Annotated in this window: 15 protein-coding genes; 5 read left to right on the plus strand and 10 right to left on the minus strand. The window is 35.6% G+C overall.

Going from position 1 to position 18,107, the window contains the following annotated elements:
* Window positions 1-58: 58 nt before the first annotated feature.
* A complete protein-coding gene (gene pckA, locus KFZ70_RS03560) occupies window positions 59-1,675 on the minus strand; it encodes a phosphoenolpyruvate carboxykinase (ATP) (protein ID WP_139697060.1) in 1,617 nt (538 codons plus the stop codon).
* Between the two features lie 75 nt (window positions 1,676-1,750).
* The gene (locus KFZ70_RS03565) at window positions 1,751-2,134 is read right to left on the minus strand and encodes a DUF423 domain-containing protein (RefSeq protein ID WP_139697059.1); all 384 of its coding nucleotides are present in this window, start codon (window positions 2,132-2,134) and stop codon (window positions 1,751-1,753) included.
* Between the two features lie 97 nt (window positions 2,135-2,231).
* Here KFZ70_RS03565 and KFZ70_RS03570 point away from each other — a divergent pair, with 97 nt between their 5' ends.
* The 3 genes from KFZ70_RS03570 (at window position 2,232) to KFZ70_RS03580 (ending at window position 4,903) form a co-directional block, all read left to right on the plus strand.
* Window positions 2,232-3,596 (plus strand): saccharopine dehydrogenase family protein, encoded by a 1,365-nt coding sequence (locus KFZ70_RS03570; RefSeq protein ID WP_139697056.1) that lies wholly within the window; start codon window positions 2,232-2,234, stop codon window positions 3,594-3,596.
* 174 nt (window positions 3,597-3,770) lie between these two features.
* Window positions 3,771-4,238: an Lrp/AsnC family transcriptional regulator gene (locus KFZ70_RS03575; RefSeq protein WP_139697055.1), complete on the plus strand. Its 468-nt coding sequence runs from the start codon at window positions 3,771-3,773 to the stop codon at window positions 4,236-4,238.
* Between the two features lie 83 nt (window positions 4,239-4,321).
* Window positions 4,322-4,903: a DUF3575 domain-containing protein gene (locus KFZ70_RS03580; protein WP_139697052.1), complete on the plus strand. Its 582-nt coding sequence runs from the start codon at window positions 4,322-4,324 to the stop codon at window positions 4,901-4,903.
* Window positions 4,904-4,963: 60 nt separating this feature from the next.
* Here KFZ70_RS03580 and KFZ70_RS03585 read toward each other — a convergent pair whose 3' ends face one another.
* The gene (locus KFZ70_RS03585; protein WP_139697050.1) at window positions 4,964-6,511 is read right to left on the minus strand and encodes a glycine--tRNA ligase; all 1,548 of its coding nucleotides are present in this window, start codon (window positions 6,509-6,511) and stop codon (window positions 4,964-4,966) included.
* 107 nt (window positions 6,512-6,618) lie between these two features.
* On the opposite strand from KFZ70_RS03585, the gene KFZ70_RS03590 reads away from it, so the two are divergent.
* Both KFZ70_RS03590 and KFZ70_RS03595 read left to right on the plus strand, forming a co-directional pair.
* Window positions 6,619-7,299 carry a ComF family protein gene (locus tag KFZ70_RS03590; RefSeq protein WP_139697047.1) on the plus strand — a complete coding sequence of 227 codons (681 nt, stop codon included), beginning with the start codon at window positions 6,619-6,621 and terminating at the stop codon, window positions 7,297-7,299.
* 54 nt (window positions 7,300-7,353) lie between these two features.
* Window positions 7,354-8,961, plus strand: coding sequence for an Ig-like domain-containing protein (locus tag KFZ70_RS03595; RefSeq protein WP_139697045.1), 1,608 nt, complete (start codon window positions 7,354-7,356; stop codon window positions 8,959-8,961).
* On the opposite strand, the gene KFZ70_RS03600 is transcribed toward KFZ70_RS03595, so the two are convergent.
* From KFZ70_RS03600 to leuS, 7 genes are all read right to left on the minus strand, one after another.
* Window positions 8,951-9,733, minus strand: coding sequence for an amidohydrolase (locus KFZ70_RS03600; protein WP_139697044.1), 783 nt, complete (start codon window positions 9,731-9,733; stop codon window positions 8,951-8,953). The genes KFZ70_RS03595 and KFZ70_RS03600 overlap by 11 nt on opposite strands.
* 34 nt (window positions 9,734-9,767) lie before the next feature.
* The gene (locus KFZ70_RS03605; protein ID WP_139697042.1) at window positions 9,768-10,910 is read right to left on the minus strand and encodes a methionine aminotransferase; all 1,143 of its coding nucleotides are present in this window, start codon (window positions 10,908-10,910) and stop codon (window positions 9,768-9,770) included.
* A gap of 56 nt (window positions 10,911-10,966) precedes the next feature.
* On the minus strand, window positions 10,967-12,742 hold the full coding sequence (locus tag KFZ70_RS03610) for a MutS-related protein (protein ID WP_139697040.1): 1,776 nt from the start codon (window positions 12,740-12,742) through the stop codon (window positions 10,967-10,969).
* Window positions 12,743-12,823: 81 nt separating this feature from the next.
* A complete protein-coding gene (locus KFZ70_RS03615; RefSeq protein WP_139697037.1) occupies window positions 12,824-13,519 on the minus strand; it encodes a zinc metallopeptidase in 696 nt (231 codons plus the stop codon).
* 178 nt (window positions 13,520-13,697) lie between these two features.
* Entirely contained in the window at window positions 13,698-14,795 is a 1,098-nt protein-coding gene (gene ald, locus KFZ70_RS03620) for an alanine dehydrogenase (RefSeq protein WP_139697036.1), read from the minus strand.
* Between the two features lie 216 nt (window positions 14,796-15,011).
* Window positions 15,012-15,275: a SemiSWEET family sugar transporter gene (locus KFZ70_RS03625; RefSeq protein ID WP_139697034.1), complete on the minus strand. Its 264-nt coding sequence runs from the start codon at window positions 15,273-15,275 to the stop codon at window positions 15,012-15,014.
* The gene (gene leuS, locus KFZ70_RS03630) at window positions 15,268-18,093 is read right to left on the minus strand and encodes a leucine--tRNA ligase (protein WP_139697032.1); all 2,826 of its coding nucleotides are present in this window, start codon (window positions 18,091-18,093) and stop codon (window positions 15,268-15,270) included. The genes KFZ70_RS03625 and leuS overlap by 8 nt, the downstream gene beginning before the upstream one ends.
* Between the last annotated feature and the right edge of the window lie 14 nt (window positions 18,094-18,107).

The raw sequence follows: 18,107 nt of genomic DNA on the forward strand, positions 1-18,107 counted from the left end.
TTCAAATAAAAAAAGAGGATGATATATTAAAAACATATCATCCTCTTTTTTTATCGTTCTAAAACGCATAGCGCTGTGGCCCGCCTCGTCTTATCTCCTCATTACAATGTGCTTCAAACTTCTTAAAATTTTCTCTAAAAGCATTAGTTAGTTTGAACGCCATCGTGTAATATGCTTCATCATCATTCCAAGTTTGTCTCGGACTCAATACACTGGTTGGCACCCCAGGGCATGTTCTAGGTTGCGCCACACCAAAAACCGAATGAATATGGTAATCATCATAATTGTATAAACCTAAATCACCATTTAAAACCGCATTAATCATGGCTCGGGTATATTTTAGTTTCATTCTGGTTCCAACACCATAAGGTCCGCCAGTCCATCCTGTGTTTACCAACCAAACATTCACCCCTGCTTCAATCATTTTATTACTCAACATTTCGGCATATTTTGAAGGGTGTAACGGCATAAATGGCGCCCCAAAACAGGCAGAAAACGAAGGCACTGGCTCTACTACACCAGCTTCAGTTCCTGCTACTTTTGCCGTATAGCCAGATATAAAATGATAAGCCGCTTGGCTTGGTGTTAATTTTGATATTGGTGGAATCACCCCAAAAGCATCGGCCGTTAAAAAGAAAATATTTTTTGGATTTTTCCCTATCGAAGGAACTTTAATATTTTCAATATGATTAATAGGATAACTTACTCTTGTGTTTTGCGTAATAGAGGTATTAGTAAAATCTACATGACCCGCTTCATCTAACACTACATTCTCAAGTATAGCACCTTTCTTTATAGCATCGTAAATCTCTGGTTCATTGTCTCTACATAAGTTAATAACCTTAGCATAACAGCCACCCTCAAAATTAAAGATGGTATTTTCTTGGGTCCAACCATGTTCATCGTCACCAATTAAACTTCTATTAGGATCTGTAGAAAGGGTTGTTTTTCCCGTACCAGACAACCCGAAAAAAATAGCCGTATCTCCCCCTTTACCCACATTAGCACTACAATGCATAGGAAGTGTTTTCTTGTAAACAGGCAATATAAAATTAAGGGCAGAAAATATGCCTTTCTTTATTTCACCCGTATAACCTGTGCCTCCAATTAAAGCAATTTTCTTAGAGAAATTTAATATAGCAAAGTTATGTTGTCTTGTACCATCAATATCGGGATTGGCCATAAAACCTGGCGCATTAACTACTAGCCATTCTGGATCAAAATGTTCTAGTTCTTCTTCAGTTGGACGCAAAAACATATTATAAGCAAATTGATTGCTCCAAGGATACTCATTTATAACCCGAATATTCAATTTATAATTTTCATCGGCACACGCACAACTATCTCTTACAAAGACTTCTTTTCCAGACAAATAGCTTATCACCTTATTATACAATGCATCAAATTTTTCGGAAGAAAACGGAATATTAATATTCCCCCACCAAACAAGATGTTCGGTAACCTCATCTTTAACAATAAACCGATCTTTTGGCGACCTTCCTGTAAATTCACCTGTTCTTACAGCTAATGCCCCAGATGACGCCTCAACACCTTGGTTTTTATCAAGCGTAATATGATGAAGCGCTTCAGGTGATAATTGATAATTGACCTGAGCGTTTGTTATACCATATTTCTCCAACGAAATCGTTTTCGTAAATTGATTAAAGCTACTCATTTAATAGAAAATTAATAGTTATACAGCAAAATTATGATAATTATTTTAAATAATTCGTATTATAAAAGATAGTTATTACTTGTTTTTTACGAAATTCATAATTAAAACCACCCAAGCGCTAATGAACAGTAAACCTCCAATTGGGGTTATAAAACCAATACGTTTAAAATTGAAATTAGTTAATGCATTTGTGGCAAGTCCATAAATGGAACCAGAAAAAAACAACACGCCAAATAAAACGAAACAACCTACATAATTTTTAGTTTTTTGTGACAGCCTTTCAGACCCTCCAACAAACAACAATAAAAGCGCATGATACATTTGATATTTCACACCAGTTTCAAATGTTTGTAGTGCTTCTAAAGAGATTAACTCTTTTAAACTATGCGCACCAAATGCACCAATTATAATACTAAGCCCTCCAAGTACTGCTCCTAAAGTTAAAATATTTCTACTCATTAAAATTAAATTATTCTTAATAAAAATTTATTTTTACTAACAAATGGTTAGTTTTTGTTCTCATTAAACGCCAAACTTAAAACACTTTACACTAAATATGCGACACATTTTAATTATTGGTGCCGGTAAATCTACATCGTATCTTTTAAAATACCTATTAGAAAAATCTGCTACTGAAAACTTATTCATTACCATAGGTGATTTGAATACTGAACGTATCAAGACGATGATTGGCTCGCATAACCATTGCAACATTATTAAGTTAGACATCTTTAATGAAATGGCACGAGTTGAAGCTATTCAAAATGCAGATATCGTTATTTCCATGTTACCTGCCCATTTACATATACAGGTAGCTAAAGATTGTGTGACTTTCAACAAGCATATGGTTACAGCATCTTATGTTAGTTCAGACATGCAACAACTACATAAAGAAGCCAAGAGAAAAAACTTAATCCTATTAAATGAAATAGGTGTAGACCCTGGTATCGATCATATGAGTGCTATGCAGGTGCTTGATAAAATTAGATCAAAAGGTGGAAAAATAATTCTATTTGAGTCATTTACTGGTGGACTGGTTGCCCCTGAAAGCGATACGAATTTATGGAATTACAAGTTTACCTGGAACCCAAGAAATGTAGTTATAGCTGGTCAAGGCGGCGCTGCAAAATTTCTTCAAGAAGGCACCTTTAAATACATTCCCTACAACCAACTGTTTAGGCGTACCGAATTTTTAAATATTGATAACTATGGTCAATTTGAAGTTTACGCTAACCGAGATTCTTTAAAATACCAACAGGCTTATGGTTTAAACCATGTAGCAACACTTTACAGAGGCACTATAAGACGTGTGGGATTTTGTAGAGCATGGCATATTTTTGTAACGCTGGGTATGACCGATGATAGCTATATTATTGAAGATAGTGAACATATGAGTTATAGAGATTTTGTGAATGCCTTTTTACCTTACAGCCCAAGTGATTCTGTTGAGCTTAAACTAAGACATCAACTTAAAATTGATCAAGATGATATTGTTTGGGATAAACTTGTTGAATTAAATTTATTTAGTGCTGACAAACCTGTTTTATTAAAAAAGGCTACACCTGCTCAAATACTACAGAAAATTTTAATGGATAGCTGGACACTCTCAGAAAACGATAAAGATATGATTGTGATGTATCATAAATTTGGCTATGAACTTGATGGTAAAAAGCATCAAATTGATGCCAATATGGTAGTTCTTGGTACCAATCAAACATATACCGCCATGGCTAAAACCGTAGGACTTCCAGTAGCTATGGCCACAATCGCCATTTTAAATAAAAAAATTACATCGCCTGGTGTACAAATACCTGTAACTAAAGAAATTTATACCCCCATTTTATTAGAACTTCAAAACCACGGTATAATTTTTAATGAGAGAGAAGTACCATATTTAGGGTACAATCCCTTAAACAATTAAACTGCTTGGCTTTACATTAATACCAAAATATCCCCCTTCAAGCTTATAAATCTTTAAACGATATCAATAGTCTTTGAATTCCTTTAAAAAAACATTTCATTCTTATAGCTTTTTATCAATTATAATTACAAATTAAAATCAAATCACTATTTTTACCGTCAAACCACAACACTAATGAAAAAACAAAAAGCTATTACCATTGATGGGATTGACAAAAAAATACTTCGCGTTTTAACCGAAGACGCCAGAACACCTATTTTAGAAATTGCACGAAATGTAGGCATCTCAGGAGCAGCCATTCACCAACGTCTTAGGAAACTTGAAAAATCAAAGCTTTTAGCGGGTTCTAAATTCATAATAAACCCAGAGGTTTTAGGCTATTCAACCATGGCCTTTGTTGGTATTTATTTAGACAAAGCGGCTATTACAGATGATGTTGTAAAAGCATTAAAGCGTTTCCCTGAAGTATTAGAATGTCATTTTACTACGGGAAACTATAATTTATTTATCAAACTATTAGCTTATGATAATGAGCATTTAATGCATTTACTTAATAAAAATATTCAATCTATAGCCGGTGTCTTAAGAACCGAATCGCTTATTTCATTACATCAACAAATTGATAGACAGATTAAAGTATAGTACTTTTTCACATCAAAAACACTGTATTTTAAACTATTGCAAAATTTTTCATTAACTTTATTACTAGTTAACTTACGAGCCTAGTGAAAAGTTTGATTTTTATTTGTGTATCATGCTCATTATTTTTCTCTAATAGTTTTGCTCAAAACATTGCATGGAATCAAAACTTTAATGAGATTAATTTAAATGCTTTGGCATTAGCTATCGGTGGTATTAGTGTGAGCTATGAGCGTACCTTAGCTAAAAATTCAGGTATAGGTATATCTACTTTTATTGCTTTTGACGAAGACGTCAAAAATGATTTTTTTAATTATTACGTAACCCCATATTATAGATTTTATTTGGGTAAAAAATACGCTTCTGGGTTTTTCCTTGAAGGGTTTGGTATGTTAAACTCCCAAAATATTAAGAAATATACCGGCGAAACTAGAACCATTTTTGGCTGGGGTCTATTTCCTGATATCAAAATTAGAGAAACCCGCACTGAAAAGGTAACAGATTTTGCGCTTGGCATAGGTTTAGGCTCAAAATGGATTACCCGTTCAAATATCATCATAGCTTTTAATATTGGCGTGGGAAGCAATCTCTTTGGAGATTATGGCAATGCGTCTACGAATAAACGTATCATTGGAAAATCCTCTATATCAGCCGGCTATCGATTTTAAATAAAAAACGCCTGAATAAAAAAACTCAGGCGCCTTATTTTTTACAATTCTATATCGTGGTTATTCTTTCATTTTCAATAACCATGAACGCACATCCACTTCATTTTTGATGATAGTTCTTAAATCATCTATCTTAACACGTTGTTGTTCCATGGTATCACGATGACGAATGGTAACCGTGTTATCTTCAAGCGTATCATGATCTACAGTAATACAGAACGGTGTTCCGTTAGCATCTTGTCTGCGGTAACGTCTTCCAACCGCATCCTTTTCATCGTAAATAACATTGAAATCCCACTTCAATTCATCTACTATTTTCCTAGCTACATCAGGCAATCCATCTTTTTTAACTAAAGGTAAAACAGCTGCTTTTACAGGTGCTAAAACACTTGGTAATTTTAAAACTGTTCTTGATGTACCGTTTTCTAATTCTTCTTCAACTAACGAATTTGAGAATACCGCTAAGAACATTCTATCTAACCCAATAGACGTTTCTAACACATAAGGCACATAGCTTTTATTTTCTTCTGGATCAAAATATTGTAGTTTTTTGCCAGAGTATTTTTCGTGTTGTGATAAATCAAAATCGGTACGTGAATGAATCCCTTCTAGTTCTTTAAATCCGAATGGGAATTTAAACTCAATATCGCAAGCAGCATCAGCGTAGTGTGCTAATTTTTCATGGTCGTGAAATCGGTAATTGTCTGCTCCCATTCCTAATGATAAATGCCATTTAAGTCTGGTTTCTTTCCAATGTTCATACCATTCTTGTTGCGTGCCTGGCTTGATAAAAAACTGCATTTCCATTTGTTCAAACTCACGCATTCTAAAGATAAATTGTCTGGCGACAATTTCATTTCTGAATGCCTTACCTGTTTGCGCAATTCCAAACGGAATCTTCATACGTCCCGTTTTTTGAACGTTTAAGAAATTTACGAATATACCTTGGGCCGTTTCAGGACGTAAGTATAAATCCATAGCATTTTCTGCTGAAGCTCCTAATTTGGTACCAAACATCAAGTTGAATTGCTTCACATCAGTCCAGTTTTTACTTCCTGTAAGCGGATCGGCTATTTCTAACTCTTCAATAAGCGCTTTTACATCTGCTAAATCTTCATTTTCTAATGATTTGGCCATTCGTGACAGAATGCTGTCAATTTTTTCTTGATAACTTAGTACACGACCGTTAGTCGACACAAATTCCTCCTTATTAAAAGCGTCTCCAAAGCGTTTTTCGGCTTTAGCCACTTCTTTATCAATTTTTGCTTCTATTTTAGCACAATAATCTTCAATTAAAACATCAGCTCTATACCGTTTTTTAGAATCTTTGTTATCAATTAAAGGATCATTAAAAGCATCAACATGCCCTGAGGCTTTCCATGTAGTAGGATGCATAAAAATTGCCGCATCAATCCCTACTATATTGTCATGCATTTGCACCATGGCTTTCCACCAATAGTCGCGAATGTTTTTCTTTAGTTCAGCACCATTTTGAGCATAGTCATAAACTGCACTTAAACCATCATATATTTCGCTACTTTGAAATACATACCCGTACTCCTTAGCATGCGATATTACCTTCTTAAATTTATCATCTTGATTTGCCATGCTGCAAAAATATAAAACCGCTTGTAACTAAAAGCTTGTTTATTAAAAAATAACGATTGAATACCTTCATTTTTTTACCTAAGTTTACAAGATTACATTCATAAACCATGCTCAAATCTTTAATCAATTTATTTTTTCCAAAAGTATGTTGTGCATGCTCTAATTTTTTAGGGGATTATGAAGACACTATTTGCACCAATTGCCGGCATGATTTACCTGTAACCAATTTTCATTTTGATAAAACAGATAATGTTGCTAAAGTGTTGTATGGTCGTGCAAAAATTGAAACTGGTACGGCATTATTCCGATTTGAAAAACAGAGTAAAGTGCAACACCTTATTCATAATTTAAAATACAAAAACCAAGAACAAATTGGTGTTGTTCTAGGCAACTGGTTAGGGCATGAACTACAAGAATGCGATGCTTTTAAGCAAATTGATGCTGTTATACCTGTGCCTCTTCACAAGAAAAAACTGCAACAAAGAGGATTTAATCAAGTGGCTAAATTTGGCCAACAAATAGCACAGGCTTTACAGGCTGATTATATAGATGATGTGCTACTAAAAGTGACCAACACCTCATCACAAACCAAGAAAAATCGCCTTACACGATGGCAAAAAAGCGCTGAACTCTTTGCCTTAGTCAATCAAGAAAAAATTGAGAACAAACATCTATTACTTGTTGATGACTTGATTACTACTGGCGCAACCATGGAGGCTTGCATTCTAGTTTTAAGCCAAGCTAAGAATATAAAAATTAGCATTGCTACTATGGCAATAGCCCTATGAATTACACGTTATATCTTGAAAATTATGTAGGTTTGTAAAAATTTAAATTTGCTGATGAATAAGACGCTTTCAAATTTTATTTTCGCCTTTATTTTAGGTATTATTTTTATCAACTGTGCCAACCGAGGCACGCCTCAAGGCGGACCAAAAGATGAAACACCTCCAGTTATTATAGCGTCATCTCCAGAGAACAACTCAATACATTTTGATGCGGAAGAAATTGAAATCACCTTTGATGAGTATATCAAAATTAAAGATCTTTCAAAACAACTTATTATTTCGCCTCCTATGAAGCATAAACCTGATATTACCCCTTTAGGTAATGCCAGTAAAAAAATCACCATAAAAATAAATGACACGTTAGAACCCAATGCTACATATGCCTTTAACTTTGGTAATAGCATACAAGACAACAACGAAGGCAACCCTTACCCGTATTATCGATATGTATTTTCCACTGGTGACTACATTGATTCCTTAACCGTACAAGGCACCATTGTTCATGCTATTGACACAAAACCTGAATCCTTTGTAAATGTGGGGCTTTATGAAGTTGACTCTACGTTTACAGACTCTATCATTTACACAGAAGTACCTAAGTACATTACAAATACTTTAGATAGCTTAACTACTTTTTCTATTGAAAACATAAAAGCAGGTAAATATTTGCTTGTTGCATTAAAAGACAATAATGGAGACAATAAATTTCAACAGAAAACAGACCAAATTGCCTTTCAAAGCACGTTTATTGAAGTTCCTACAGATTCGTTATACACCTTGAAATTATTTTCAGAAGAATTGGATTATAAGGCAACCAGACCACGACTCATTTCGGGAGAAAAAATAGCCTTTGGCTACGAAGGAAATTATGAGGGCATGAATATCAAATTAGTGTCTGAAACACCAGCCGAGTTTGAATACAGGGTTACAAAAGACCCAAAAACCGACACATTAAATTACTGGTACAAGCCGAGATTAGAGGTAGATTCTCTTGTTTTTAATGTTTCACATCCTACTCTCTTTGAAAAAGACTTCACCGTGCGTATTAGTGAGCAAAAAAGAGATTCGTTGATATTAGATGCCTCCCCCGAGGGCACCATTGGCCTAGATGAACCTTTTAAAATTTCAGGCTCTACGCCTATTGATCATTTTGATGCTTCAAAAGTTAAAATCATGGACAGAGATTCTACCATAATAGCCTTTACATCAACCTTTGATAGTATTAACAACACCTATGCTTTAGATTTCAATAAAACTGAAGATAACGGCTATCAAGTGCAGCTTCTCCCAGAGGCATTCACTGACTTTTTTGAAGATAAAAACGACACCATTTTTTACACATTAAAAACTCGAAAGTCATCCGATTACGGATATGTACGTTTTACATTGGTTAACGCTCAATATCCACTCATCATTCAGTTGACAGATAAAGGTGGTAAGGTAAAACGTGAACAAGCTGTTGCCCAACCAGGCACTGTAGATTTTTTAAATCTAAGTCCTGCTATGTATTCTATTCGCGTGATTCATGATGCCAATGGTAACCAAAAGTTTGACACGGGTAATTATTTAAAAAAGATACAACCCGAAAAAGTAAGTCATTTTCAGGATATTGAAATTAGAGCTGATTGGGGTATTCAAGAAACGCTTGAATTTACTCAATAGTAAAATGATCTCTATCGTTTAAAAATTTTAATTTATTTCGGTAGGCTTCAATATGTCGCTTTTCAAGTGTAATGGTTTGAATCGTTTCGGTTCCTGCTTCCGTTTTTAGAATCTCTTGTCCCAACACATTATAAACTACTGAGTGCCCTGAATATACACTATTTACACCGTCAACCCCTACTCTATTAACACCAATACAATAGCTCATGTTTTCAATGGCGCGGGCTTTGAGCAAAGCATCCCAAGCCGTAATTCTGGGCTTTGGCCAGTTAGCTACATAGATTAAAACATCATAGTTGTCAACATTTCTAGCCCAAACAGGAAAACGCAAATCATAGCATATTAAAGGACATATACGCCACCCTTTATAATCAATTAGCACCTTTTCATCACCTGAAGTATACACCTTATCTTCACCAACTAAAGTAAATGTATGGCGTTTGTTATAGGTTGTAATACGTCCGGAGGGTTCTACAAAAAGTAAACGGTTGTAATAGTTTTTATCTTCATCAGAAATCACCAAACTTCCTAATATAGCCGCTCCTTTTGTTACGGCTAACTGCTTCATCCATGATACCGTTGCTCCTTCCATAGGTTCTGCTACTTTTGAAGCGTTCATAGTAAACCCAGAAGTAAACATTTCTGGCAAAACAATGATATCAACAGCCTTGGTTATACCAAGTATTTTCGTTTCAAAATTTTCGCGATTCGCCTTTGGATTTTCCCAAACCAAATCAGATTGTATTACGGCTATATTTAATTGACTTTGCATATTATGTTACAAGTTTCACCAAAATATACGCATTTTATAAATGGCACAAAATATCTGCAGCACGTTTTAAAGAATCTTCAGACTTAGCAAAGCAGAAACGCAAGGCTTTATAGTCTAAATTATTGGTGTTAAAAACGGATAATGGAATGGAAGCAATGCCTGATTCTACAGTTAATCGTTTAGCATAGTCTACATCATACTCATCGGTTATTGCAGAATAATTCAATACCTGAAAATAAGTGCCCTTAGTAGGCACATAAGTAAACCTAGATTCCTTTATGAGGCTTAAAAATAAATCACGTTTCCTTTGATAAAATGCAGATAACCCTAAATAATGCTCAGGTTCTTGCATATAATCCGCAATCCCTTTTTGGGTGGGATGGTGCACACAAAACACATTAAATTGATGCACTTGCATAAATAACTCCATAAGCGTTTTTGGAGCACAGCAATACCCTATACGCCAACCTGTATTGTGGAATGTTTTACAAAACGAGGCCACTAAAAAACTTCTTGATTTTAAATCAGGAAACAAACATACACTTTGATGCTTGTTAGCATCATAAATCATATGTTCATAAACCTCATCACTTAACACAATAATATTGGTGTCCCTGGTAAGTTCCTGCAACCGCAACATATCTGCCTTTGAAAAAACCATCCCCGTTGGGTTATGCGGCGAATTAATTATAATCATTTTTGTACGAACACTAATGCTTTGCTTTACTTCCTCCCAATTTACGCAATACTCTGGTGCCCGAAGTTGTATGAGTACAGGTTTACCGCCATGAAGCCTAATCCCTGGTTCATAACTATCATAAGCTGGTTTAAACACAATAACTTCATCACCCTGTTTAATAAAGGTTGTTAATATTGTTGAAATGGCTTGAGTAGCACCAGCGGTGACCGTTATTTCATTATCAGGATGATAGTTGGTATGGTATAGCGTTTCTATTTTATTAGCAATAGCCGTTCGCAACTCTAAATTACCTGCCATAGGCGCATATTGATTATACCCAGAATGCATGGCTTGGTTTACCAAATCAATAAGTTTTGAATCACTGCCAAAATCTGGAAACCCCTGCGAGAAGTTAATAGCATGGTGCTTTTTTGCCAATCCGCTCATCACTGAAAAAATGGTAGTGCCAACATGAGGTAATTTTGAACTGTGCCGCATCCTTACTAAATTTATGAATTGTTGCTATATAAAATCTGTATTAAATGCTATTCAGGCTAAACGATGTTCATTTTCTTTAACAAAAAGGAGGCATTCATATTTTGACACACACCCTTTTTTAGTCTAAAATCAAAAAACAACTCATCGTTAATAATTTCAGCATCAAAATAATAGTTTTTTACGTCTTTTAATTCATTTTCAATATCACAAAGACTTAAATCATGCGTTGCTATAATGCCTGTTGCTTTTGAGGCTACTAGTTTTTCAACAAACTTTCTTGAACCAATGGCCTTATCGGTACTATTTGTGCCTTTTAAAATTTCATCTAAAACTATAAAGTAAGACGCATCTTCTTGAATAGCATCAACAATGAACTTCAATCGTGTTAATTCCGAAAAGAAATATGAACTATCATCTGTCAAAGAATCTGACGTTCGCATACTTGTAATGAGTTTCATGGGCGTATATGTGCTTGACGCAGCACACACAGGCAATCCCATATTGGCCATAATGATATGTAAAGAAATGGTTCTTAAAAACGTACTTTTTCCAGCCATGTTAGCTCCTGTTACAATAAAAAACTGACTTTGTTCTATGTATACATCACTCGTAATTCGTTTTGCCTCATTCAGCATAGGATGCCCTAATTTTTCAGCATTAATAATGGGGCCGTTTTCAAAAATCTCGGGAAAAACAAACTTAGGATGATTAAAAGTATAGTTCCCCAACGTGTTATACGCATCAAAAAAGGCAACCACCTCAAACCAATCGGCTACTTTGGAGCCATAGGTATCAATCCATTGTTCTATGGCAAAACTATTTCTTAGGTCATTTAAAAACAACCCATTTCCAAAAATGGCTCCTATTAAGTTGTTTCTATTATCAAGAGCATCTAAGTGTTTAGAAAATGTTTTGAATACTATTGATGCTTTTTTACCGTGACATTCTATTAACTTTTGTTTTTCTATAAGCAAATCTGAAGCAAAGGTTTGCCGTTCAATCAAATCTAACAAGGCCGCATACTGCCTAAAAGTATCTCTAATTTTATCCGTTTTAAGCGCTAAAACATTAACTTTTTTAAGATAAATTCCCGTAATTCCAAGCCCAAGTAGTAACAGATACCCCAACAACGCTTTATTGGTTACTATATTCAAGACCGTTAAAACAAGAATCATGACTGAAGTTATACTAAAACCTAATGGAACCCACTTTATAACCTTTGGCAAAAAAGGTTGATAATGGTTTAACCAACTCTTGATTTGGTTGACCGAAGTTTCTAGGTTAACTAAGCGCGCTACTGCTGTATATTGCTGACGCCATTCTGGTGCACTGGAAAGTTCTTTTATAGCCTCTTGGCGTTGCTTTATATTACCAATTTTATTTGCCTTTAAAAAATACGCTAGCTTTTGTGTACCTTCTTGAACAGCCGTTCTGTTGATAACCTGAAAAAAAGAACCTCGACCAAACAAATCTACATCAAGACTATAACTATGATTAGCGTCTTGAAATTGCAATCCGTTAGGTTCTTCGAAAAAATCACCCGAAGCTATTTTCAACTCCAACTCATTAAGTTTAACCAGTTCTTGATGCAACCTTTTTTGGCGCTTCACGTCCGTATAGCGAGACAGCAAATAAATAAACACCACAATGCCCAAAACAGCTATACCAACGGCCAATTCCCATGTATTAAAAAAATAGTACACACCATAAGCCGTCAATAAAAAAAACGCTACACGCATAAAGCTTAAACGAATCATGCGCTTGCTATAGGTTTTTTCCTGAAGCTGATGTTTTGTTAATTGTTTTTCGTAATAGTTTAAGGGATGTATCATCCGAAAAAGATTTAAGCATAAAGAAACAAAAAAGCCCTGAACTATCTCAGAGCTTTATGATGTATTTTATGTGAGTAATATTTAGTCTCTTCCGCCAAATATCTGTAACGCCCAGTAAAGTAAGTTTGCTAAAGCACCTATGGCTGCTACTAAATAGGTTCTGGCTGCCCATTTCAAGGCATCTTCCGATCCTTTATATTCTTCAGGAGTTACCATATTTTTATTTTTTAACCAAGCTAAGGCTCTATTGCTCGCATCATATTCAACTGGCAATGTGATAAAGCTAAAAAGCGTAGCCATTCCCATGAATACAACACCCAAAACCGCAACCCACCAGCCTAAACCTAAACCAGCTGCACCACCTAGCACGAGTCCGCCAATAATTAACCACTGTGACATACCTGATGTAACACTAACTACTGGCACCAGTGCAGATCGCATTTCTAACCAGCTATAAGCTTGAGCATGCTGAACAGCATGCCCACATTCATGTGCTGCTACAGCTGCAGCTGCGGCATTACGCTGATTATATACTGCTTCACTCAAATTAATCGTTTTGTTTTTAGGATTGTAATGATCTGTTAAACGCCCAGGGGTTGAAATCACCTCAACATCATAAATTCCATTATCAGCAAGCATTTTTTCTGCTATTTCGGCTCCGCTCATACCGTTTCTTAAATGCACTTTTGAATACTTTTCAAACTTGCGTTTTAAGGTGTTACTAACTGCCCAACTTACCAGAGCAATAGCTCCAATTAATATATAATATCCAATCATGGTTTTCTTTTTTTAATTTCTAAATTCAGGAATAAAGATAACAAAAATAAAGCCAAGGATTTCAAATGAAATAATGTCAGTTAGATGTTAATTTATTTAAGACCTAACCAAGTTCCTCCAACAAAAAATGCCGTAATTTTAAAAATCAAGGCATTTTAAATGATTATTTTTAATAGGATTAGAAACTCATTTCCATATCAAAAGCTTCTGCTATTTCTTTATACACAATTTTACCTTTTACAATGTTTAATCCTTTTGCCAAAGGTGCGTTATTTTCGCAAGCTCTTTCCCAGCCTTCATTGGCTAATTTAATCACATAAGGCAAGGTTACATTAGTTAAAGCCATAGTAGAGGTATAGGGTACAGCTCCAGGCATATTCGCCACAGAATAATGCACTACTTCATCAATAATATAAGTTGGATCTTGGTGTGTAGTTGGTTTTGTAGTTTCAAAACACCCACCTTGATCAACCGCTACATCAACCATAACAGTACCTGGGCGCATATCTTTTAACATATCTCTTGTGATTAATTTAGGCGCTTTTGCCCCTTTAATTAAAACACCTCCAATAATTAAATCGGCATCCTTTATATGTTTTCTTATATTGTATTCACTTGAAAACTCGCTGATAACATTATTTGGCATAGAATCGCTCACATAGCGTAATGCTTTCATGTTAATATCCATAATAATAACCAAAGCCCCAAGACCTGCTGCCATTTTTGCAGCCTGATAACCCACAACACCAGCGCCTAAAATAAGGACTTTGGCAGGAGGTACACCTGGTACACCACCTAGCAAAATACCTCGGCCTTTGATGGGTTTCTCTAAATATTTTGCGCCTTGCTGAATAGACATTCTTCCTGCTACTTCAGACATTGGAATTAATAAAGGTAAAGTTCCATCAGCGTCTTCAACAGTTTCATACGCAATACAAATAGCTTTGCTGTCAATCATGGCATTTGTTAACACCTCACTTGATGCAAAATGAAAATAGGTAAACACCACTTGATCTTTCTTAATCAATTTGTATTCTGGTTCAATAGGTTCTTTTACCTTTACAATCATTTCGGCGATATCATAAACAGCTTCAATGGTATCTAAAATAGTGGCACCAGCTTTGATATAATCTTCATCTAAAAAACCGCTATTAAAACCAGCGTTCTTCTGCACGTATACCTCGTGGTCTCTTTTTGTTAATTCAAATACTCCAGAGGGGGTCATACCAACTCTGTTCTCGTTGTTTTTAATTTCGATGGGAACACCAATTTTCATAAGCGTAATATTTTTAGAGTTATTTTATAAAAACAGTTGCAAATTTAAACTAAATGATTGAAAAGTAATTGTTAAATTATACATTAACCAAAAATAAACATAACATATTTTAATATTTATTAAGAATCAATCAAAACACAGCAATGTATAGCACATGTGCAACTATCAAGTATGACCTATTCTGAGCCCTAAACCCCTATTAAAAAAACGTTAATTTTAAGGTTTTTTATAGGTAAGCTTGAAGTATAACAATAAAAATGAAGAAATGAGGGTAATGCTATTGGCAAAAATCATAGAAGGACTATCTATTAATACCCCGTAAATAAGCCAGCATACAATACCTATAAAGAAGATAACTAGCATAGGTAAGGATAAACTTGAAGCATCTTTTGTTTTCCAAGTTTTGTAGACTTGAGGTAAAAAAGCTGCGGTGGTTAAAACCGCAGCTAAAAACCCTATAAATTCTTTATAATTATCCAACGATATTTACAATTTTACCAGGTACTACAATGACTTTTTTGGGTGTACGCCCTTGTAACTGATCCTGCGTTTTTTCATGTGCCAATACCGCTTTTTCAATATCCTCCTTACTCATATCTAACGGCAACTCAAGGGTAAAACGCATTTTACCGTTGAATGAAATAGGGTAATTTTTACTGCTCTCTACCAAATGACTTTCATCAAAAACAGGGAATGCTACCGTAGCAATAGACTCTTTATGCCCTAATTGTTGCCACAATTCTTCTGCAATATGTGGCGCATAAGGGGAAATTAATACTAAAAGTGGTTCTAAAACAGCTTTTGAAACACACTTTTGAGCCGTTAACTCATTCACCGCAATCATGAAGGTAGACACCGACGTATTAAACGAGAAATTCTCAATATCTTCCTGAACCTTTTTAATGGTTTTATGCAACGTTTTTAAGCTGTCTTTACTGGGTTCGGCATCAGTTACTTTTAATCCGTTTTCGTTGTTGTATAATTTCCAAAGCTTTTTAAGAAATGAGTGCACCCCAGTAATGCCAGCAGTATTCCAAGGTTTGTATTGTTCTAAAGGCCCTAAGAACATTTCATAAAGACGTAATGAATCTGCACCGTAATCTTTTACAATATCATCTGGATTGACCACATTGTATTTTGATTTAGACATTTTTTCAACGTCTCTACCCACTTTATACACGCCATCTTCTAAAACAAATTCAGCATCTTTAAACTCTTCGCGCCAGTTTTTAAAGGCTTCAATATCTAACTCATCGGATGCATTCACAAAAGAAACATCGGCGTGAATTGGTTGGACTTTTAGATTACCTACTAATCCTTTAGAAACAAATTTATTTTTTCCTTCAACCCGATACACAAAAGCACTCGTTCCAAGTATCATCCCTTGGTTAATGAGTTTTTTAGCATATTCATCGGTTGGCACTAAGCCTTTATCAAATAGGAATTTTTGCCAAAAACGCGAGTACAATAAATGCCCCGTGGCATGTTCGCTTCCTCCAATGTACAAATCAACATCCTGCCAATAGTCTAGAGCCTCTTTACTGGCAAAAGCCTCTGTGTTATTCGCATCCATGTAACGATTAAAATACCAGGAACTTCCTGCCCAACCTGGCATGGTATTAAGTTCTAATGGAAATACGGTTTCATGATTTATTAAATCATTTGAAACCACTTGATTCTGCTCAGTATCCCAGGCCCAAACGGTGGCATTCCCTAATGGCGGTTCACCTGTTTCGGTTGGTAAATATTTTTCTACTTCCGGTAATTGAATAGGTAAATGTGCTACATCAATCATTTGTGGCATTCCATTAACGTAATATACTGGGAAGGGTTCTCCCCAATACCGTTGACGTGAAAATACCGCATCTCGTAACCTATAATTGGTTTTTCCTTTCCCTTGACCCAATTGCTCTAATTCATAAATAGCACGCTTGGTGGCTTTTTTATAGTTTAATCCGTTTAAGAAATCACTGTTTGCAATAATAGTTTTGTCTTTATCAGCAAACGCTTCTTCAGAAATATCAATGCCTTCAAAAATGTTTGGAATAGGAATATTGAAATGCCTTGCAAAATCATAATCACGTTGATCGCCACATGGCACTGACATCACGGCACCTGTTCCGTAACCTGCCAAAACATAATCACCAATCCAAATAGGAATAGGTGCTTTGGTAAACGGGTGCTCGGCATAAGCGCCAGTAAATGCCCCCGAAATGGTTTTTACATCGGCCATTCTATCCCGCTCGCTTCGCTTCGCTGTGGCTTCAATATACGCTTCAACCTCTGCTTTCTGTTCTTCGGTAGTGATTTTAGGCACTAACTCATGCTCAGGTGCTAAGGTCATAAAACTCACCCCAAAAATAGTATCAGGACGGGTAGTAAACACTTCTATTTGATGCGATGTCTCGACTTTGCTCGACATGACATTAAAAGTCACAGCTGCACCAACGGACTTTCCAATCCAGTTACGCTGACTTTCCTTTAAAGAATCAGTCCAATCTATGCGCTCTAAACCTTGTAGCAAACGTTCGGCATAAGCCGAAATACGCATACTCCATTGGGTCATTTTCTTTCTTATAACAGGATGGCCACCACGTTCTGATACGCCATTTACAATTTCATCATTAGCTAAAACGGTTCCTAAAGCTGGACACCAATTTACTTCGGTTTCAGCCAAATAGGTTAAACGGTATTGTAATAAAATGTCTTGTTGCTTTACACTATCAAAACCCTTCCAATCGTCTGCCGCAAACATTTCAACCTCATCATCACATACGGCGTTAACATTTGCATTCCCTTCAGTTTCAAATCGTTTTATTAATTCTGAAATAGCTTCAGCTTTATCTGTATCTTTATTGTACCATGAGTTAAACAGTTGAATAAAAACCCATTGTGTCCACTTATAATATTGAGGATCTGAAGTACGCACCTCTCGTGACCAATCAAAAGAAAAGCCTATTTGATCGAGCTGACGGCGATAGGTTTTAATATTCTCAGCCGTGGTAATAGCAGGATGCTGCCCTGTTTGAATAGCATATTGTTCCGCAGGCAAACCAAAACTATCATAGCCCTGTGGATGTAACACATTAAACCCCTGATGACGTTTGTAACGCGCATAAATATCAGAAGCAATATACCCGAGTGGATGTCCCACATGTAACCCTGCTCCACTTGGATACGGAAACATATCTAACACATAATATTTAGGTTTCTCTGATTTGTTTTCTGCTTTAAACGTTTGATTTTCTGCCCAATAGTTTTGCCACTTGGCTTCAATTTCATTGAAATTGTACTTCATTTTGATCCTTTTTA

This window comes from Allotamlana fucoidanivorans, assembly GCF_045788535.1.
GTDB classification, from domain to species: Bacteria; Bacteroidota; Bacteroidia; order Flavobacteriales; family Flavobacteriaceae; genus Allotamlana; species Allotamlana fucoidanivorans.